Annotated in this window: 18 protein-coding genes; 14 read left to right on the forward strand and 4 right to left on the reverse strand. The window is 62.9% G+C overall.

Annotated features, from left to right (window positions below; all coding sequences use genetic code 11):
- Positions 1-167: 167 nt before the first annotated feature.
- The 4 genes from AC57B1_RS16890 to AC57B1_RS16905 all read left to right on the forward strand — a co-directional run bounded on the left by AC57B1_RS16890 (position 168) and on the right by AC57B1_RS16905 (position 3,405).
- Complete coding sequence (locus tag AC57B1_RS16890; RefSeq protein WP_408296906.1) at positions 168-1,550, forward strand: NCS2 family permease; 1,383 nt, start codon at positions 168-170, stop codon at positions 1,548-1,550.
- Positions 1,551-1,763: 213 nt separating this feature from the next.
- Positions 1,764-2,246, forward strand: a complete 483-nt coding sequence (locus AC57B1_RS16895) for an ArsR/SmtB family transcription factor (RefSeq protein ID WP_408296908.1) — start codon at positions 1,764-1,766, stop codon at positions 2,244-2,246.
- Positions 2,243-2,581, forward strand: a complete 339-nt coding sequence (locus AC57B1_RS16900) for an SRPBCC family protein (protein ID WP_496418102.1) — start codon at positions 2,243-2,245, stop codon at positions 2,579-2,581. Before AC57B1_RS16895 ends, AC57B1_RS16900 begins: the two co-directional genes overlap by 4 nt.
- Before the next feature lie 86 nt (positions 2,582-2,667).
- On the forward strand, positions 2,668-3,405 hold the full coding sequence (locus AC57B1_RS16905; RefSeq protein ID WP_496418103.1) for a DUF899 domain-containing protein: 738 nt from the start codon (positions 2,668-2,670) through the stop codon (positions 3,403-3,405).
- 53 nt (positions 3,406-3,458) lie between these two features.
- On the opposite strand, the gene AC57B1_RS16910 is transcribed toward AC57B1_RS16905, so the two are convergent.
- Positions 3,459-4,304 (reverse strand): helix-turn-helix transcriptional regulator, encoded by an 846-nt coding sequence (locus tag AC57B1_RS16910; RefSeq protein ID WP_496418104.1) that lies wholly within the window; start codon positions 4,302-4,304, stop codon positions 3,459-3,461.
- Between the two features lie 289 nt (positions 4,305-4,593).
- On the opposite strand from AC57B1_RS16910, the gene AC57B1_RS16915 reads away from it, so the two are divergent.
- Positions 4,594-5,430 carry a carbon-nitrogen hydrolase family protein gene (locus tag AC57B1_RS16915; RefSeq protein ID WP_496418105.1) on the forward strand — a complete coding sequence of 279 codons (837 nt, stop codon included), beginning with the start codon at positions 4,594-4,596 and terminating at the stop codon, positions 5,428-5,430.
- 195 nt (positions 5,431-5,625) lie between these two features.
- Complete coding sequence (locus AC57B1_RS16920; RefSeq protein WP_091795126.1) at positions 5,626-6,981, forward strand: APC family permease; 1,356 nt, start codon at positions 5,626-5,628, stop codon at positions 6,979-6,981.
- Positions 6,982-7,066: 85 nt separating this feature from the next.
- On the opposite strand, the gene AC57B1_RS16925 is transcribed toward AC57B1_RS16920, so the two are convergent.
- Positions 7,067-7,249 carry a hypothetical protein gene (locus AC57B1_RS16925; RefSeq protein WP_091795123.1) on the reverse strand — a complete coding sequence of 61 codons (183 nt, stop codon included), beginning with the start codon at positions 7,247-7,249 and terminating at the stop codon, positions 7,067-7,069.
- A gap of 109 nt (positions 7,250-7,358) precedes the next feature.
- On the reverse strand, positions 7,359-8,282 hold the full coding sequence (locus tag AC57B1_RS16930; protein ID WP_496418106.1) for an NAD-dependent epimerase/dehydratase family protein: 924 nt from the start codon (positions 8,280-8,282) through the stop codon (positions 7,359-7,361).
- A gap of 106 nt (positions 8,283-8,388) precedes the next feature.
- Between AC57B1_RS16930 and AC57B1_RS16935 the strand changes: the two genes are divergently transcribed.
- From AC57B1_RS16935 to hutG, 8 genes are all read left to right on the forward strand, one after another.
- Positions 8,389-9,285, forward strand: coding sequence for a LysR substrate-binding domain-containing protein (locus AC57B1_RS16935; protein WP_408186215.1), 897 nt, complete (start codon positions 8,389-8,391; stop codon positions 9,283-9,285).
- 367 nt (positions 9,286-9,652) lie between these two features.
- Positions 9,653-11,176, forward strand: a complete 1,524-nt coding sequence (gene hutH / locus AC57B1_RS16940) for a histidine ammonia-lyase (RefSeq protein WP_496418107.1) — start codon at positions 9,653-9,655, stop codon at positions 11,174-11,176.
- A 24-nt stretch (positions 11,177-11,200) separates the two neighbouring features.
- Positions 11,201-11,896 carry a histidine utilization transcriptional repressor HutC gene (hutC, locus tag AC57B1_RS16945; RefSeq protein WP_091795112.1) on the forward strand — a complete coding sequence of 232 codons (696 nt, stop codon included), beginning with the start codon at positions 11,201-11,203 and terminating at the stop codon, positions 11,894-11,896.
- A gap of 61 nt (positions 11,897-11,957) precedes the next feature.
- Positions 11,958-13,646, forward strand: coding sequence for a urocanate hydratase (hutU, locus tag AC57B1_RS16950; protein WP_408186214.1), 1,689 nt, complete (start codon positions 11,958-11,960; stop codon positions 13,644-13,646).
- 2 nt (positions 13,647-13,648) lie between these two features.
- A complete protein-coding gene (locus AC57B1_RS16955; RefSeq protein WP_496418108.1) occupies positions 13,649-14,293 on the forward strand; it encodes a HutD/Ves family protein in 645 nt (214 codons plus the stop codon).
- An 85-nt stretch (positions 14,294-14,378) separates the two neighbouring features.
- On the forward strand, positions 14,379-15,602 hold the full coding sequence (gene hutI / locus AC57B1_RS16960) for an imidazolonepropionase (protein WP_496418109.1): 1,224 nt from the start codon (positions 14,379-14,381) through the stop codon (positions 15,600-15,602).
- A 10-nt stretch (positions 15,603-15,612) separates the two neighbouring features.
- Positions 15,613-17,040, forward strand: coding sequence for a formimidoylglutamate deiminase (locus tag AC57B1_RS16965; protein WP_496418110.1), 1,428 nt, complete (start codon positions 15,613-15,615; stop codon positions 17,038-17,040).
- Between the two features lie 68 nt (positions 17,041-17,108).
- Positions 17,109-17,924, forward strand: a complete 816-nt coding sequence (hutG, locus tag AC57B1_RS16970; protein WP_496418111.1) for an N-formylglutamate deformylase — start codon at positions 17,109-17,111, stop codon at positions 17,922-17,924.
- Positions 17,925-18,185: 261 nt separating this feature from the next.
- On the opposite strand, the gene AC57B1_RS16975 is transcribed toward hutG, so the two are convergent.
- Positions 18,186-18,323, reverse strand: a complete 138-nt coding sequence (locus AC57B1_RS16975) for a hypothetical protein (RefSeq protein WP_177204991.1) — start codon at positions 18,321-18,323, stop codon at positions 18,186-18,188.
- Between the last annotated feature and the right edge of the window lie 330 nt (positions 18,324-18,653).

Here is an 18,653-nt window from a genome sequence, read left to right on the forward strand (position 1 = left end):
GACATGTCGGGCATGCCAATCATGCGATGGGAGACATATTTGTGTTGCCCTACATTTCGAGACAGCAAAAAAAGATCACATCCCACATTAAATCAACGCAACGAGACGAACCTGATGGCGGCCGTATCGACGGCCGTTTCAGCACGCTGATAAAGGAGGCACTCATCATGATGGAACCCCACGCCCAACCGATTTCTGAAGTCGGCGCCGAATCATTCGACGGAAAGGGCTTTCTCGACCGCTATTTCGAAATCTCTTCACGCGGCAGTTCGCAGCGTCAGGAAATCGTCGCGGGTATCACGACCTTCCTCGCGATGGTCTATTCCGTGTTCGTCGTGCCGGGCATGTTCGGCAAAGCGGGCTTCGACACGAGTGCGGTGTTCGTCGCCGTGTGTCTGACCACGGCCTTCGGCTCGCTGCTGATGGGCGTGTGGGCGCGTCTGCCGATCGCGATCGGCTGCGCGATTTCGCTGACGGCCTTCACCGCGTTCGGCCTCGTGCTCGGCAAGGGGCTGCAGCCGAACGTCGCGCTCGGCGCGGTGTTCCTGATGGGCGTCGTATTCACCGCGATCTCGGTGACGGGCGTGCGTTCATGGATTCTGCGCAATCTGCCCACAGGCATCGCGCACGGCACGGGGATCGGCATCGGCCTGTTCCTGCTTCTGATCGCCGCCAACGACGTGGGTCTCGTCGTGAAGAATCCCGGCGCGGGTCTGCCGGTGTCGCTCGGCAATATCACGGCGCTGCCGGCGCTGATGTCGGTGGCGGGACTCGCGGCCATCTTCGGTCTGGTGCGCCGCCGCGTACCGGGCTCGATCCTGATCGTGATCGTGGCGATTTCGGCGATCGCGCTCGCCATCGATCCGGCCGTGTCGTTCCACGGCGTGTTCGCCGTGCCGTCGCTGAGCGCGCCGGGTCACGCTTCGCTGATCGGCGCGATGGACATCAAGGGCGCGTTGTCGATGGCAGTGCTGCCGAGCGTGCTGGCTCTCGTGATGACCGCGGTGTTCGACGCGACGGGTACGATCCGCGCCGTCGCGGGGCAAGCCGGGCAACTCGATGAAAACGGCCGCATCATCAACGGTGGCCGCGCGCTGACGGCCGATTCGCTGAGCTCGATTTTCTCGGGCCTGCTCGGCGGCGCGCCGGCGGCGGCGTATATCGAATCGACGGTGGGCGTGGCCGCCGGCGCGAAGACCGGCATGGCGGCCGCGGTGGTCGGTCTGCTGTTCCTCGTGGTGATGTTCTTTTCGCCGCTCGCCGGCCTCGTGCCTTCGTATGCGACGGCCCCCGCGCTGATGTACGTCGGCCTGCTGATGCTCTCGAACGTCAGCAAGCTGCATATGGACGACATGGTCGACTCCATGTCGGGCCTGATGTGCGCGGTGTTCATCGTGCTGACCGCCAACATCGTGACAGGCATCATGCTCGGCTTCGCGACGCTCGTGATCGGCCGTGTGGTCAGCGGCGAGTACCGCAAGCTGAACGTGGGCACGGTTGCCATCGCTATCGTGCTGGTCGGCTTCTATCTCGGCGGTTGGGCGATCTGACCGTGGCAGGCAGTGAGCGGGGCGTTGCTTGACGCCGCGCTTCAAGCGATTGAATTTGTGCTGGAAAGCGAGAGCAACGTGGCGCGATACCGGCCGCATTGCTCGAGCCTGTAGTCGGTTGTTCTCCACCTTGACGCGGCGTGCGGCAGGCTTCATCTGCGGTGCGCCGCGTATCTTTTTTATCGTACTCCCCACGCCGCTTGCGGTGCGCTTTTGCGAAAACGCGTACCTGTCCTTGACATTCGTCGCTTCGTTTCTATAGTTAACCTCATGGTTAAGTTTGATGAAGCGTTATTGAATCGCACCTTTGCCGCGCTGTCCGATCCGACTCGGCGGGCGCTGCTCGCGCGTCTGTCGTCGAAAGATCTGTCGGTCAGCGAACTCGCCGAGCCGTTTGCGATCTCCTTGCCCGCGGTGATGAAACACCTCGACGTGCTGTCCGAGGCGGGTCTCATCACGCGCAGCAAAACCGGCCGCACGGTCGCGTGCCGCCTGTGCGCCGGGCCGATGGAGGAAGCCATGGAGTGGCTTGGCCGCTATCAGCGCTTCTGGTCCGAATCACTCGATCGTCTGGCCGCTTTCGTCGAAGAGGAGCAAAGCCCATGTCCGCCCAGCCCAGCCTCACCCTCCAGCGGCGTCTCAACGCCGCGCCCGCCAAAGTCTTCCGCGCGTGGACGGAACCGGCGCAATTCATGACGTGGATGCATCCGGGCGGCGCGGACGTCGTGCGCGCGGAACTGGATGTGCGCGTCGACGGGCGTTACGCGATCGTGTATCGCAAGCCGGACGGCAACGAAGTCGAGGTCAACGGTCAGTATCTGGAGGTGGTGCCCGACCGCAAGCTGGTCTTCTCGTGGATATGGCGCTATAGCCCGGAGCATGAATCGCAGGTCACGTTGCTGCTGGAACCGGACGGTGGCGGCACGTGGCTCACGCTCACACATGAACGTCTTGCCGACGAAGCTCAGCGCGAAGATCATCGCCGCGGCTGGACAGACGGGATCGATTCGCTCGAACGCTACGTGGCCTGAGTGGTTTGCATGTCCCCAAAGTCCCCGCGGGGAATTCCTTCGGGGTGTGCTGTTTGACCTGCACGATGCAGGCAAAGGAGACGCAGATGGAACCGCAACACCGTATTGGCTCGCAGGAGGAATGGCTGGCTGCCAGCCGGGCATTGCTGGCCGAAGAAAAAGCGCACATGCGCGCCGGCGACGAACTTGCTCGCAAACGCCGCGCACTGCCGTGGGTCAGGATCGACAAGACCTATACCTTCGATACGCCGCAAGGCCGCAAGACGCTTGCCGATCTGTTCGACGGGCGCAGCCAGTTGATCGTCTATCACTTCATGCTGGGCCCGGATTGGGAGGAGGGCTGCGTCGGCTGCTCGTTTCTGTCGGATCACATGACAGGGATCGTCACGCATCTCGAACATCACGATGTGTCTTACGTGACGGTGTCGCGTGCGCCGTTCGCGAAGATCGAGAGCTTCAGGAAACGCATGGGCTGGACTTTCCCATGGGTGTCCTCGAACGGCAGTGATTTCAACTTCGATTATCACGTGTCGTTCACGCCGGAAGAGTTGGCGAGCAAGAAAGCGTTCTACAACTTCACCGAGGACGATGTCGGCATCGACGAACAACACGGCCACAGTGTCTTCTACAAGGACGAGAACGGCGACGTGTATCACACATATTCCTGCTATGGACGCGGTGACGAACGCTTCATCAATGCCTATGCGCATCTCGACGTCACGCCGAAGGGTCGCAATGAAGACAGCAATCTGACCGACTGGGTCAGGCATCACGACCGCTATGAAGAAAAGGCGCAAGGCGGCTGCGCTGCGTGCGGTTCCTGATAGAGCGCGGAGAACGCAGCGCTAGCGCAACCTTGCGAGAAAAGAGCGGGACGTTATGCGCGCTGGCGTCCCGCTTCATAGAACAGCGCGAACAGTTCCGACTGTGAATTGACGTTCAGTTTCGTATAGATGTGTTTCTTGTGCGCGCGCACGGTCTCGAACGAGATCGCCAGTTTCTCCGCGATGGCGCGCGTCGAAAATCCGCTCAAGGTCAGCATCGCCACTTCCACTTCGCGCGCGGTGAGCGAGGCGCGGCCGCCCGCCGCCGCGACCTGCTCGAAGCGCGCCGCGTAGGCGGGGGCGTCGGTGGCGGCGAGCGATTCCGTGACCGTCTCGGCGACTGCTTCGTTGGAGGCTGGCTGCGCAGCGTCGAATGCCTCGTAGGGCAAGCGTTGCCGCAGCAGCGCGATCACCCACGGCGCGCACAGCGCGAGTACGGCCAGATCGCGCTCGGCATAACGATGCGTCGCGCCGAGCGAAAAGGCTAGGGTGTGTTGCGCGTCGATCATGTAGTTGAAGTGCACCTCGTCGCCGACGATATTCTTTCTGAAGTACCGCTGGTAGTAATCGGTCATCGAGAAGTTGTCCGGTGCGACATCGGCCAGCGTGACGAAGCCCGATGCGGGTTTCTCGGTGGCGGCGATATAAAACGGATCGAGTTGATAGAGCGCGGCCAGATAGTCCTGGAACATCGTGTCTACGGTGCCGTCCGGCATCGGCGATTCGGCGCACACGAGCGGCGCCTCGCCCGCTGTGAAGCGCAATGCGACCCAATTGTCGAAGGCGACATAACGTTCGAGCGCGCGCGTGAGGCGAGTCCAGAATTGCGTGCTATCGAGCGCTTCGATAACCGCGCCGATCTCGCGATGAAAGGCCAGATCGCGCCATTCGAGTTCCATGCGTGCTCCGATGAGGGTAACCCAGCAGGGTAATTACGGACAAAAATATGTCTGGTAATAATAGGCCCAACCTGATCGCGGGGTGGTCGAGAACGGCTGTCATTCAACGCGAAGGTAATCGGGATGGATAGCAATATTGCATGGGACCAGAGTAAGAGCTGTGCATGGGACCAGAGTAAGCGCTAAAGCGCCAACTCTGGCCGACAGCTAAAGCGCTAACTCTGGTCGACCGCTGTGCATGGGACCAGAGTAAGTGCTAAAGCGCTAACTCTGGTCGACAGGAGACAGAATGCTTCAACTCGAACTGGCGCAAATTCCCGTCGTGGATGGCGCGGTAGGTGTCGGCGGCGCGAATGTACAACGCGTGCTGCAAATCATCGGCCAACGTTCGGCCGAAACCGATCTGATCGTGTTTCCCGAAACCACGCTGTCGGGCTTTCCGACGCGGCATAACGTTGCCGAAGTGGCAGAGCCGATCGACGGCCCCTCGTTGAGCGCCGTGCGCGACGCGGCGCGTGAAGCGCGTGTGGCGGTTGCGGTGGGCCTCGCCGAGCGCGACGGCAGCCGCTTTTTCAACACCACCGTGTTGATCGACGAACGCGGCGAGATCGCGCTGCGTTATCGCAAGACTCACCTGTGGGCGTCGGACGTCGGCGTGTTCGAACCGGGCGACCGTTTCGAAGTGTGCAGCTTCAAAGGCATGACGGTCGGTCTGCTGATCTGCTACGACATTGAATTTCCCGAAACGGCACGCGCGGTCGCGTCGCTGGGCGCCGATCTGCTGGTTGTGACCAACGGCAACATGGACCCGTTCGGGCCGGTGCATCGCCGGGCCATCGTGGCGCGCGCCATGGAAAACCAGATGTTCGCCGCGCTAGTCAATCGCATCGGTTCCGGCGACGACAACCTCACGTTCCCCGGCGAGTCGGCATTGATCGATCCGTTCGGCGACGTGGTGTGCGACGCGGGCCGGCAGGAAGTCGTGCTGCGCGCAACGCTCGAGCGCGCGCGCCTCGAAGGCGCTCGCGAACATTATCGTTATCTGCACGACGCGCGCATTGCGCTCGATCTCGCTACCGAATACGGCGCGCACGGCCAACGTGCGCGCGTGATTCGCGCGCGCTGAAGCGAACGTTCAGGCCGACACGCGACCGGGCCGGCATGCCGCCTGAACGGCGGTGCGGACCTGCCCGGCGCATCAGGCAAAGACCATCGGCGCGAATCGCGCGCCGCCAGCAAGTCCGATCGACCCGGCTCGACCGGGGCGCGTGCCATGCCGCGCCCGGGACGATGCTCGCCCATTCGCAAGAGGAGACACCGTATGACTTCATCATCCGCCGCCGAACCCGCGGCCCCACGCAGCGCGCACCTGAAGCGCACACTCGGCCTGCCGTCGGTCCTGCTATTCGGTCTGGCTTACATGGCGCCGCTGATCGTCTACGGTACCTATGGCGTGCTGGCGAGCGCCAGCCAGGACACCGCGGCGCTCGCCTATCTGATCGCGTTGATCGCGATCGTGTTCACCGCGCTCAGTTACGGCAAACTGGCGCGGCTCTTTCCGGTGGCCGGTTCGGCCTACACGTACACGCGCAAGACCTTCAACCCGCATCTCGGCTTCATGATCGGCTGGGCCACCTTGCTCGATTATTTTTTCCTGCCGATGGTGATCTGGCTGATCGGCGCGGCGTATCTGAGCGCCGCGTTCCCGCACGTGCCGGCGTGGATCTGGATCGTCGCCTTTATCGTGCTGACCAGTGCGTTGAACATTCTCGGCATCGAACTCGCGAACCGTTTCAACATCGTGCTGATGGTGGTGCAACTGGCGATCGTCGCGTTGTTCGTCGTGCTGTGCTGCCACTATGTGACGGCGGCCGCCGGACCTGGCGGTCTCGTGTCGGCCGAGCCGTTCTTCAAACCGCACGTGCCGTTCTCGGCGACGATGGCGGGCGCGGCGATCGCCGCGTATTCGTATCTCGGCTTCGACGCGGTCTCGACGCTGACTGAAGAAACCATCGCCCCCGAAAGGACCATGCCGCGCGCCATCGTGCTGATTGCGCTGATCGGCGGCGCGATCTTCGTGATCGCGGCCTATACCGTGCAGCTCGCGCACCCGGGCGCGGTGTTCAAGGACCCGGATTCGGCGGCTTTCGAAGTCGCGCGCAAAGTGGGTGGCGATATATTCGTCACGGTGTTTCTGGCGGGCCTGATTCTCGCGCAGTTTGCCTCGGGCATCTCGGCGCAGGCGAGCGTGGGACGTCTGTTGTATGCAATGGGCCGTGACGAAGTGCTGCCCAAACGCATCTTCGGTTTCGTGCATCCGAAGTTCAAGACGCCGGCGCTGAACATCGCGATTGCGGGCGCTGTCGGTCTCGTCGCCTTGAAGCTCGATGTGGCCACTTCGACATCGTTCATCAACTTCGGTGCGTTCCTTGCGTTCACGGCCGTCAATCTGTGCGTGATCCGTCAGTTCTTCAACGCGCGGGGCAGTGCGAATGCGATAGGCGTGATCGGCGGGCTGCTGTTGCCGTTGGCCGGCGCGCTCGCCGACGTGTGGCTGCTGGTGAGTCTGGAGAAGACGGCGCTGGTGCTAGGCGCGGTGTGGTTCGTGTTGGGCTTGTGCTATCTCGGCTGGATTACGCGCTGCTTTCGCCAGGCGCCGCCGGAAGTCGCGGTGTGATGAAACGGTTGCGCGCTCGTTGTGCGCGCAACCGCGACAGGTGTGACGTCGCGATGCACGGCGTCACATGCGAAGCGCTGTCGCTTCAAAGCGACATGTCGAAAGCGGGCTTGAGGAAAACTTCGATCGCCATCACGACGAGCCCCATCGCAGCCGCCGACAGCGTCAACGTGCCGTATTCGTCGTAGCGTGCATCGTAGAGACACGCCACGACGAAAAGAATCGCCAGCAGATTGGTCAGCCAATCGAAATTCAGCGCCATAGTCATCGATCAAATCCGGGCTCATGCGCGACCCGGTTTGTCGAGCCGCGCGATCAGGTGAGCGCGATTCTATCGAGTTGAGCTTACGGATTCGCAACGGCGGCGCTTACATGGATTACGCCGCGGTAGAAGCCTTCTTCGCGGACATCATGTCGTGCTCGATCCAGTCGATCACGGAAGTTCTCTTCGGTTGCCAGCCAAGCAGCTTGCGGGCGCGCTCACCGCGCACGCGGCTGTTCGAGCCGAGGCCATACGAGGCCATTTCGTAGCCCCATTCCTTTTGCGCTTCTTCGAGCGGCCAGTCTTGCGGTTCGCCGAGCTCCATCGTGCGCGCAATCGCGGCGCTCATGTCGCGGAACGATGCCTCGCCGCTTTCGACAAAGTAGAAGGTGCCCGCGGGCGTGTTCTCGAGAGCGAGGCGATACAGTTCGGCGACGTCGTCGATATGCACGTTCGACCAGATATTGCCGCCGCTGCCCACATGGCGCACCACGCCGCTCTTCAGCGTTTGACGCACGAGGCGCGGCAATTGCACGCTCGCGCTGCCGGACACCGCACCGTGGCCGTAGATCAGCGTGTTGCACAGCACGGCCGAACGGATGTTCTGCTGCGCGGCGTCGAGCACGAGTTGATCGATGGCCACGCGCGCGGCCTTGTCGGCGGTCGGCGTGGGCAGCGCGTCTTCGTGATAGATGCGCGCCTGACCCGCTTCGCCGCCCGATGCATCGCCGACAATGCTCGAACCGCTCGTGTGCAGGAACGTTTTGCCGGACCCGGCGAGTCCTTCGATCAGCGCTTTCACGGCGCCTTCATGGTCGCTGCTCGCGGCATTGATGACGGCGTCGGCGGCTTTTGCTTCGGCGATCAGCGACGCGCTGTCGTCGAGCGTGCCGATGACGGGTTCGATACCCAGACGTTGCAGCTCGGCGCGCTGTTCGGGGTTGCGGATCAGACCGCGGACGGAGTGGCCGGCGCGCGCAAGATGCGCTGCAATGGACCCGCCGATAAAACCGCTTGCACCAGTGATGAAAATCTTCAAGTCGTTCTCCTTGTTGAGAAACACGATGACATGCAGGCAGTATCCACCGACTTGATTCTCGCAAAAAGCGTGTTAGTCTCAAATCAACCTTGATTTGAAATCAACAATGAAAACTTCGACTGACGAGTTGCTGGTGTTCGTCACGGTGATCGACAGCGGCTCGATCACCGCGGCTGCGGAAAAACTGGGCCAAACGGTCTCGGGCGTGAGCCGCGCGCTCACGCGCCTGGAGAAGAAGCTGGATACGGCGCTGGTGCGGCGCACGACGCGCCGTTTGCAGCTTACCGAAGAGGGCGAAGCTTTCCTGCAGCGCGCCCGGGCCATCCTGCACGCGATGGAAGAGGCCGAGGAGTCCGTCACGCGCGGCCGCGAGCGGCCCTCGGGGCGTTTGCGTGTCGATGCGGCGTCGCCCTTCATGCTGCATTGCGTGGCGCCGCATATGACGGCGTTTTCGGCCCTGTATCCGGAGATCAGGCTGGAATTGACCAGCAACGAACGGATCGTGGATCTGCTGGAGCAGAAGGTGGATATCGCGATCCGCATCGGCGAGTTGCAGGATTCGACCTTGCATGCGCGTGCGTTGGGGACCAGCAAGCTGCGGGTGCTCGCGAGCCCGGCGTATCTGGCCGAATATGGCGAACCCAGATCGGTGGAAGCCTTGCGGGAACATCGGCTGATCGGCTTCACGGCACCGGAGCATCTGAATCGCTGGCCGTTGCGGGAAGGGCGCAAGGGCGGCTCCGAAACGCTGAAGATCGAACCGGCGATCACCGCGTCGAGTGGCGAGACACTGCGGCAACTGGCGCTGACGGGATGGGGCATCGCCTGTCTGGCCGACTTCATGAGTGCCGCCGACGTGCGCGAGAAGCGTCTCGTACCGATTCTCGGCAACGTGCTCGCCGACGAGCGGCAGCGGGTGAGTGCGGTGTATTACCAGAGCGCGTCGCTGGCGGGGCGCGTGCAGTGCTTTCTGGACTTTATCGCGGCGCGCGTGAAGCTTTAGCCGCGTTGTTCCCTTCATCCGCCTGATACGAAGCCCGCGGCTTGCCAGAGTCCGCGGGCTTTTTTACGCCGCGAGCCGCCTCGCCTATAACGCTCTTATGGCCGCGGAGTCGTCGCCGGTCGAGGCCGGAATCTTTTTGTCCGCCTCGCGCCTCGCTTTTTGAACGTGTATATACAAGTTGAGATCTTGGAAGCGGAGAGACGCTACACATCGGGTGGTCAATTGAAGACATCGCAAAGGCAAGATCCAAGCCAAGCCTGCATCTCGCCCTAATGGAAACCCCTGGGCCGAAACCTCCAAAAACAAGTTGTATATACAAGCCGACGCCGCTAGACTTCTTTCAAATTGTATAGACAGGACGACAACCATGATGAATCTGAAGCCCGGCCACCTGACCCTCCCGCAACTGCGCCAGATCGCACGCGAACACGTCGCGCTGCAACTCGATCCCGCCAGCCATGCCGCGATCGACGCCTGCGCGCAAGCCGTTGCCGACATCGCCGCGAAGGGCGAGCCGGCCTACGGCATCAACACGGGTTTTGGGCGCCTCGCCAGCACGCATATTCCGCACGACCAGCTCGAACTGCTGCAGCGCAATCTGGTGCTCTCGCACGCGGTTGGCGTGGGTGAGCCGATGTCGCGTCCGGTCGTGCGTCTGCTGATCGCGCTGAAGCTCTCGAGCCTCGGCCGCGGCCATTCGGGCATTCGCCGTGAAGTGATGGAAGCGCTGATCACGCTGTACAACGCCGACGTGCTGCCGGTGATTCCGGTCAAGGGTTCGGTCGGCGCATCGGGCGACCTCGCGCCGCTCGCGCATATGTCGGCGGTGCTGCTCGGCGTCGGCGAAGTGTTCGCGAAGGGCGAGCGCATGGCGGCCACCGAAGGTCTCGCGCTCGTCGGCCTCAAGCCGCTCACGCTGCAAGCCAAGGAAGGTCTGGCGCTGCTGAACGGCACGCAGGCTTCGACCGCGCTCGCGCTCTATAACATGTTCGCCATTGAAGACCTGTACCGCACCGCGCTGGTGTCGGGCGCGTTGTCGGTGGATGCGGCCATGGGTTCGGTCAAGCCGTTCGACGCGCGCATTCACGAACTGCGCGGCCATCAAGGCCAGATCGACGCGGCCGAGGCATACCGCTCGCTGTTGCAAGGCTCGGGCATCAACGTCTCGCACGCCGATTGCGACAAGGTGCAGGACCCGTACAGCCTGCGCTGCCAGCCGCAAGTCATGGGCGCGTGTCTGGATCAGATGCGCCACGCCGCCAACGTGCTGCTGCTCGAAGCGAACGCCGTCTCCGACAATCCGCTGATTTTCCCCGACACCGGCGAAGTGCTGTCGGGCGGTAACTTCCACGCGGAGCCGGTTGCCTTCGCGGCCGACAACCTCGCGCTCGCCGCCGCCGAAATCGGCGCGCTGGCCGAACGCCGCATCGCGCTGCTGATCGACGCGACGCTGTCGGGCCTGCCGCCGTTCCTCGTGCGCGACGGTGGCGTGAATTCGGGCTTCATGATCGCTCACGTCACGGCTGCCGCGCTCGCCTCGGAAAACAAGACGCTCGCGCATCCGGCATCGGTCGACTCGCTGCCCACGTCGGCGAATCAGGAAGACCACGTGTCGATGGCAACGTTCGCCGCGCGCAAGCTGGGCGACATTGCTGAAAACACCGCGAACATTCTGTCGATCGAGTTGCTCGCCGCCGCGCAAGGTGTCGATCTGCGCGCGCCGCACAAGACCAGCCCGAGCCTGCAGAAGGCGATGGACGCAGTGCGCAAGGACGTCGCGCATTACGAGCTCGACCACTACTTCGCACCGGATATCGCGGCGGTCACGCGTCTCGTGCAGAACGGCACGATCTCGAAGCTGAGCCCGTTCTCGTTCGTGTCCGAACAGTAAGTCTCAAGCACGCATATCAAGCCAATGAACGCACCGGCCTATCAGGGCATCAAGGACTTCATCCTCGCGCGCATCCATGCGGGCGAATGGGCCGAAGGCGACCAGGTGCCCTCCGAAAACGAGTTGGCGCGCGAATTCAACGTTGCGCGCATGACGGTCAACCGCGCATTGCGCGAGTTGACTTCGGAGCAGGTGCTCACGCGTGTCCAAGGTTCGGGCACCTTCGTGGCCCGTCCCAAGTACGAATCGACACTGGTGGCGATCCGCAGCATTTCCGACGAAATCGTCGCGCGCGGTCATCGCTATCAGGCGAACGTGCTGCACATCGGCGCGAGTATCGCCGACGAAGCGCTCGCCGAGGAAATGCAGGTGAGCGCGGGCAGCCCGGTGTTTCATTCGCGCGTGCTGCATTTTGAAAACGACGAGCCGGTGCAGCTCGAAGAGCGTTGGGTCAATCCGGCGGTTGCGCCCGAATACGCGTTGCAGGACTTTACGAACACCACGCCGAACCAGTATCTCGTGCGCGTGGCGCCGCTGCAGCGCGTCGAGTATCGCATCGAAGCGCTCGCCGCTGACGGCGATACGCGCGAGTTGCTGACCATGGACGAACTCGAACCGTGCCTTGTGCTGCATCGGCGCACATGGTCGCAAAGCCAGGTCGCTTCGATCGCCAATCTCTGGCATCCCGGCAGCCGTTATCGCTTTACCGGACACTTCTAACACGCCGTCTTTTCCGAATCCGATTCTTTTTCGACTATCTACAAGCATTCCGAGGGCCATCATGAACAACCCGAAACACATCGATCCGCGTCTTGATCCCACCCGCACGATCCGCGCACCGCGCGGCGCGGAAAAGACCTGCAAGACCTGGATCGCGGAAGCCGCGTACCGGATGATCCAGAACAATCTGGACCCGGAAGTCGCCGAGCATCCGCATGCGCTCGTCGTGTACGGCGGGATCGGCCGTGCCGCGCGCAACTGGGATTGCTTCGATCAGATTCTCAAGTCGCTGAAGGATCTGGAAGAAAACGAAACGCTGCTGATTCAATCGGGCAAGCCGGTCGGCGTGTTCCGCACGCATGCCGACGCGCCGCGCGTGCTGCTGGCGAACTCGAATCTGGTACCGCATTGGGCGACGTGGGAACACTTCCACGAACTCGATCGCAAGGGCCTGATGATGTATGGCCAGATGACGGCGGGCAGCTGGATTTACATCGGCAGCCAGGGCATCGTGCAGGGCACCTACGAGACGTTCTTCTCGGTAGCGAACCAGCACTTCAACGGCGAGCCGAAGGGCCGCTGGATTCTGACCGGCGGTCTGGGCGGCATGGGCGGCGCGCAACCGCTCGCGGCCACCATGGCCGGTTTTTCGATGATCGCGGTGGAATGCGACGAGACGCGCATCGACTTCCGTCTGAAGACGCGCTACGTCGATAAAAAGGCGAAGACGCTCGACGAAGCGCTCGCCATGCTCGACGAAGCGAAGCAGGCCGGCAAGCCTGTGTCGATCGGCCTGCTGGGCAATGCCGCCGACGTCTTCGCCGAGTGCGTGACGCGCGGCATCACGCCGGATTGCGTGACCGACCAGACCAGCGCGCACGATCCGATTCACGGCTACCTGCCGCAAGGCTGGAGCGTTGAAGACTGGCGTGAGCGGATGAAGACCGCGCCGGACAGCATCATCCTGCCGGCCAAGCAGTCGATGGCCAAACAGGTGCAAGCCATGCTGACGCTGCAGGAACGCGGCGCCGCCACGCTCGACTACGGCAACAACATCCGTCAGATGGCGCTGGAAATGGGTGTGGAAAACGCCTTCGATTTCCCGGGCTTCGTGCCGGCGTATATCCGGCCGCTGTTCTGCGAAGGCAAGGGGCCGTTCCGCTGGGTCGCGCTGTCGGGCGATCCCGAGGATATCTACAAGACCGATGCCAAGGTCAAGGAATTGATTCCCGACGATCCGCATCTGCACAACTGGCTCGACATGGCGCGCGAACGTATCGCGTTCCAGGGCTTGCCGGCGCGGATCTGCTGGGTCGGCGTGAAGGACCGCTATCGTCTGGGCCAGGCGTTCAACGAAATGGTCAGGAACGGCGAACTGAAGGCGCCGATCGTGATCGGCCGCGATCACCTCGACACCGGTTCGGTGGCAAGCCCGAATCGCGAAACCGAATCGATGAAGGACGGTTCTGACGCGGTCAGCGACTGGCCGCTGCTCAACGCGCTGCTGAACACCGCAGGCGGCGCCTCATGGGTGTCGCTGCATCACGGCGGCGGCGTGGGCATGGGCTTTAGCCAGCACTCGGGCGTCGTGATCGTCGCGGACGGCACGGATGCCGCGAAAGAGCGCCTCGGCCGCGTGCTGTTCAACGATCCGGCAACCGGCGTGATGCGTCACGCGGATGCGGGCTATGAACTCGCGCAGGAAACGGCGCGCGAGGCCGGTCTCAATCTGCCGATGCTGGGCCGCTGATCGTGACGCTTCACGGCACGCTTCATGGCACGCTTCACAGCACGCCAATCGGCAGCGGGGCTACCCTCACGCTGATTCGCGGCGCCGACCTCGTGGCGGCGCCGTGGAAGAACGGCGGCGGCGTCACCCGCGAAGTGGCGGCTTTTCCAGAAGGCGCGGGGCTCGACGCGTTCGTGTGGCGGGTGAGCGTTGCCGATGTCGCGCAAGCCGGGCCGTTCTCGCGCTTTGCCGGTATCGATCGCACGCTCGTGTTGTTGTCCGGTGCGGGCATGCTGCTCGACGAAGCCGGCGGCGAGAAGACACACGCGTTGACGCAAGCGCTCGACATGGCGCGCTTCGCCGGCGAAGCGCACATCGACGCGCGCCTTGTCGACGGCGCGACGCGCGACTTCAACCTGATGGTGCGTCGCGATGCGGCGCAGGGTGAGGTGGAAGTATGGCGCGGCGCAGCGCGGCGCACGCTTTGCGCCGACGTGGTCCTGCTGTACTGCGCGCAAGGCGCCGTGCGGGTCACGCCGGGCGCCGCGCAACCGCTATCGCTCGAAGCGGGCGACACGCTGCGTATCGACACACCGAACGCGCTGTCATGCGTGGTAGAAGGCGAGGGCGCCTTGCTCGCCATCAGTATCCGCTACGCACAAGGCTGACGACGATTCGTATGCACGCCCAGATCCGTCACGGCGCGCGCATGCGAACCACCACAGACACGCAACAAGCTGCAAAGAGCACGCGATGAAGCAAACCGTCTGGCATCACCTGAAACTTTGCCCGCAGGGCGATCCCCAACACACGCTGCCGGATGCCGCGCTCGCCGTTGAGAACGGCACGATCGTGTGGCTCGGCGCGGCCCCCGATTTACCCGCCGAATACGCCGCATGGCCGCGCGAAGATCTGCACGGCGCGTGGGTCACGCCGGGTCTCGTCGATTGCCACACGCACCTCGTGTACGGCGGGCAGCGCGCGGACGAATTCGCGCAGCGCCTCGCGGGCGTCAGCTACGAAGAAATCGCGCGCCAGGGCGGCGGCATTGTCTCCACGGTGCGCGCCACGCGTGCCGCGGATGAAGCCTCGCTGCTGCGTCAGTCGGCCGCGCGGCTCGAACCCTTGCTTGCCGAAGGCGTGACGACGATCGAGATCAAGTCCGGTTATGGCCTCGATCTCGCCAGTGAGCGCAAGATGCTGCGCGTCGCGCGGCAATTGGGCGAGCGCTATCCGGTAACGGTCTACACGACGTTTCTCGGCGCGCATGCGTTGCCGCCCGAATTCGCCGGCCGCGCCGACGCGTATATCGACGAAGTCTGCAATACCATGCTGCCCGCGCTTGCCGGCGAGGGTCTCGTCGACGCAGTCGATGTGTTCTGCGAGCGAATCGGTTTTTCGCTGGAACAAAGCGAGCGCGTTTTCGAGGCGGCCGAACGTTACAAACTTTCCGTGAAAATGCACGCCGAGCAACTGTCGAACGGCGGCGGCACGGCACTCGCGGCGCGCCACCATGCGCTGTCCGCCGACCACCTCGAATTTCTCGACGAAGCCGGCGTGGCCGCGATGAAAGAAGCCGGCATGGTGGCCGTGTTGCTGCCGGGCGCGTATTACTTCATCCGCGAGACGCAGTTGCCGCCGCTGGAATTGCTGCGGCGCTATGAGGTGCCGATTGCGATTTCGACCGACAGCAACCCCGGCACGTCGCCCGCCACCTCGCTGCTGCTGATGATGAACATGGCCACCACGCTGTTCCGCATGACCGTGCCCGAAGTGCTGCAAGGCGTCACTTCGCACGCGGCGCGCGCGCTCGGCAAGGCGGATCGGCACGGCTCGCTGCAGGCCGGACGAGCGGCCGACTTCGCGGCGTGGTCGGTCGATTCGCTGGCCGAGCTGGCTTACTGGATTGGACGTCCGTTGTGCGCGCAAGTCGTACGCGCGGGTGAAACCGTTTATAAGCGGCGCGAATTGAGCTAGGACCTGAGAGATGACACAAACGCAGACAGAACCGCAGACACAAACACAATCGAAACGATCGCTGTTCGCCGAGCATGCTTATCTGCCCGACGGTTGGCGTCGCAACGTGCTGCTGGAGTGGGACACGAACGGCACGTTGACGTCCGTCACGCCGGATACGTCCGCGCCGCCCGCCGGTGTGCAGAAAGCCGTCGGTCCTGTATTGCCTGGCATGCCGAACCTTCATTCGCATGCGTTTCAGCGCGCAATGGCCGGTCTCACCGAATATCGCGCCGCGTCCGGCGCGGGCGCTACGGACAACTTCTGGAGCTGGCGCGACCTGATGTATCGCTTTGCCGCGCGTATCACGCCGGAAGGCCTGGCGAGCGTCGCGCAGTGGCTGTACATCGAAATGCTGAAGGCGGGTTATACGTCGGTATGCGAGTTTCACTACGTGCACCACACGCCTGAGGGCGGCCGCTATGCGAATCAGGCGGAACTCGCGCAACGTGTCGTGGATGCGGCATCGGCGAGCGGTATCGGCATGACGATGCTGCCGGTGCTGTATCAGTACAGCGGCTTCGGCTCGCGTGCGCCGCGTGACGATCAGCGGCGTTTCATCAACACGCCGGAGAGCCTGCTCGATCTGCTCGGCACCTTGCGCGCGGCACGCCCCGAAAGCGGCGCGTTGCGCTACGGCGTGGCGCCGCATTCGCTGCGCGCCGTATCCGCGGATTCATTGCGCGCGCTGCTCGGCGGCATCGACGGCACTGCGCCCGTTCATATCCATATTGCCGAGCAGACCGCCGAGGTCGACGCGTGCCTGGAAACCGAGGGCGCACGTCCGGTGCAATGGCTGCTCGATCGTTTCGACGTAGACAGCCGCTGGTGCCTCGTGCATGCCACTCACGTCGACACGAACGAAACGCTGGCGCTCGCGAAGAGTGGCGCGGTTGCCGGGCTGTGCCTAACGACCGAAGCCAATCTCGGTGACGGCATTTTTCCCGCGCAGGAATATCTCGACGCGCAAGGACGCATGGGCGTGGGCTCGGATAGCCATATCGGCGTCGACTGGCGCGCGGAACTGCGCTTGCTCGAATACGGCCAGCGTCTCACGCGCCGGCAACGCAATGTGCTGGCGTCGGCGCAGACCACGCATGTCGCCGACCGTCTGTACGACGCTGCGCTCGAAGGCGGCGCGCGCGCGACGGGCCGCGCGGTTGGCGCCTTGCAGGCGGGTTGCCGTGCCGATTGGCTCGTGCTCGACGTAGATCATTCGAGCATTGCCGAGCATGCGCCGCACGCCTGGCTCTCGGGCGTTGTATTCTGCGAGCATGGCGAAACACCGATTCGCGACGTGTATGCGGGCGGCGACAAGGTCGTGGACAATCGTCGGCATCGCGATGAAAAGGGCGCGTACGCACGCTATCGTGTGGCGCTTGCGGACCTGCTCAAATAACGCGGCTGCCGGCGCGACTTGCATGATCCGCTGAACTGATTCTTCGATCTCACCGATTCCGGACTGATATGACTGATTCGAACCCAACGCCGGTTTTCTCGCTGCATCAGGGAAGCCTGCCGCTCCTCATTTCGATTCCGCATCTGGGTACGCAGATCCCCGCCGACATCGCCGCGACGATGACGCCCGTCGCGCAGCGTACCGACGATTGCGACTGGCATCTGGACCGTCTCTACGCATTCGCAAAACGCATGGGCGCGTCGATTCTTTCGCCGACCTACGCGCGTTACGTGATCGACCTGAACCGTCCGCCCGATGGCGCAAACCTCTATCCGGGGCAGGACACGACCGGTCTGCTGCCGGTCGATACCTTCGACAAGGAACCGTTGTATCTCGACGGCCAACTGCCGACTGACACTGAAGTCGCGCGCCGTCGCGAAGCGTACTGGAAGCCGTATCACGAGGCGTTGCAAGGAGAACTTGCAGCGCTGAAAGCGAAACACGGCAAGGTGCTGCTGTGGGAAGCGCATTCGATCCGCTCGCATGTGCCACGTTTCTTCGCAGGACGTCTGCCCGATTTCAACTTCGGCACCTCCAATGGCGCGAGCGCGGTGGCGGGATTGGCCGAAGAAATGGCTGCGCTCGTCGAGCGACATGACGGCGGCTATTCGGCTGTTGCCAATGGTCGCTTCAAGGGTGGGTATATCACGCGCGAGTATGGGCAGCCGTCGCAAGGCGTGCATGCATTGCAGCTCGAACTGTCGCAGATCACGTATATGGAAGAGCACATGCCGTATGCGTATGACGAAACGCTGGCTGCGAAAGTCGAGCCCTTGCTGGAAGCGCTCGTCGTCAAAGCGTTGGAGCTCGTCGAGGCGGCGTGACGCACGCGTTATCGCGCGGTCGTTTTATCTTTCCTTCCACTCGGTTCACGGTGCTGCGCAAGGTGCGCAAAGCCGTGTCCGCGTCGGCTGACACCGCAAAGGTGTAACAGCATGTGTCCGTGATTGCATGCTGCCGTTTTCGCGCAGAACGTATAGAGCGCGTCCAACCCGTTGCGCTGTCTCCTACCTGCCGGCGAAAAAAAGCCCCGCGAGTAGCGGGGCTTCACCACGTGCCGCGCCGGTTAGGGCATGGCAGCACCATTAATGGCAGCGCTTTTCCCAATGATGATGGACGTGCACCTTGTGGCATTCGCGGTGATGATGCTCATACGCTTGTGCGGGCGCAATGGCGCTCAGAGCGGCGACGGCAGCGGCGATGGTGAGAACAAACTTCTTCATTACAGAATCCTTAATCGGTGTTGGGGTATTAGCGTTGAAGCACGGCGCGTGCCGCAACGGTTCGCAAGCATGCCACATTGCGCGTTCAGAGCGGAGGAACGCTGGACAAATGCATGGGTCAATTCACAACAATGAGCGCCGCGAGCCGCCACGGGCGGTGACTGGCGCACGACGGTGCGAAATCGCGCAGTGGCGTGTAAAAACGACAGATCGACGCGCATGGGATGTGATGCCGGGATTGCGCGTCATGGCGTGAAGCGGCTACCCTTTCAAAACGATGACGCGCGTAAGCGCGTGATCTTCACATCGGGCAAAAAAATGGAAGACCCA

The organism is Paraburkholderia sp. BGA-UO-ETr-F21 (genome assembly GCF_059567925.1).

Coding starts and splice junctions, on each gene's coding strand:
- AC57B1_RS16915 (WP_496418105.1), top strand. CDS start 4,594: ATGCTTCAACTCGAACTGGCGCAAATTCCCGTCGTGGATGGCGCGGTA.
- hutI (WP_496418109.1), top strand. CDS start 14,379: ATGAAGCAAACCGTCTGGCATCACCTGAAACTTTGCCCGCAGGGCGAT.
- AC57B1_RS16965 (WP_496418110.1), top strand. CDS start 15,613: ATGACACAAACGCAGACAGAACCGCAGACACAAACACAATCGAAACGA.
- AC57B1_RS16920 (WP_091795126.1), top strand. CDS start 5,626: ATGACTTCATCATCCGCCGCCGAACCCGCGGCCCCACGCAGCGCGCAC.
- hutU (WP_408186214.1), top strand. CDS start 11,958: ATGAACAACCCGAAACACATCGATCCGCGTCTTGATCCCACCCGCACG.
- hutH (WP_496418107.1), top strand. CDS start 9,653: ATGATGAATCTGAAGCCCGGCCACCTGACCCTCCCGCAACTGCGCCAG.
- AC57B1_RS16935 (WP_408186215.1), top strand. CDS start 8,389: ATGAAAACTTCGACTGACGAGTTGCTGGTGTTCGTCACGGTGATCGAC.
- AC57B1_RS16910 (WP_496418104.1), bottom strand. CDS start 4,304: ATGGAACTCGAATGGCGCGATCTGGCCTTTCATCGCGAGATCGGCGCG.
- AC57B1_RS16925 (WP_091795123.1), bottom strand. CDS start 7,249: ATGACTATGGCGCTGAATTTCGATTGGCTGACCAATCTGCTGGCGATT.
- AC57B1_RS16900 (WP_496418102.1), top strand. CDS start 2,243: ATGACGTGGATGCATCCGGGCGGCGCGGACGTCGTGCGCGCGGAACTG.
- hutG (WP_496418111.1), top strand. CDS start 17,109: ATGACTGATTCGAACCCAACGCCGGTTTTCTCGCTGCATCAGGGAAGC.
- AC57B1_RS16890 (WP_408296906.1), top strand. CDS start 168: ATGATGGAACCCCACGCCCAACCGATTTCTGAAGTCGGCGCCGAATCA.
- hutC (WP_091795112.1), top strand. CDS start 11,201: ATGAACGCACCGGCCTATCAGGGCATCAAGGACTTCATCCTCGCGCGC.
- AC57B1_RS16975 (WP_177204991.1), bottom strand. CDS start 18,323: ATGAAGAAGTTTGTTCTCACCATCGCCGCTGCCGTCGCCGCTCTGAGC.
- AC57B1_RS16905 (WP_496418103.1), top strand. CDS start 2,668: ATGGAACCGCAACACCGTATTGGCTCGCAGGAGGAATGGCTGGCTGCC.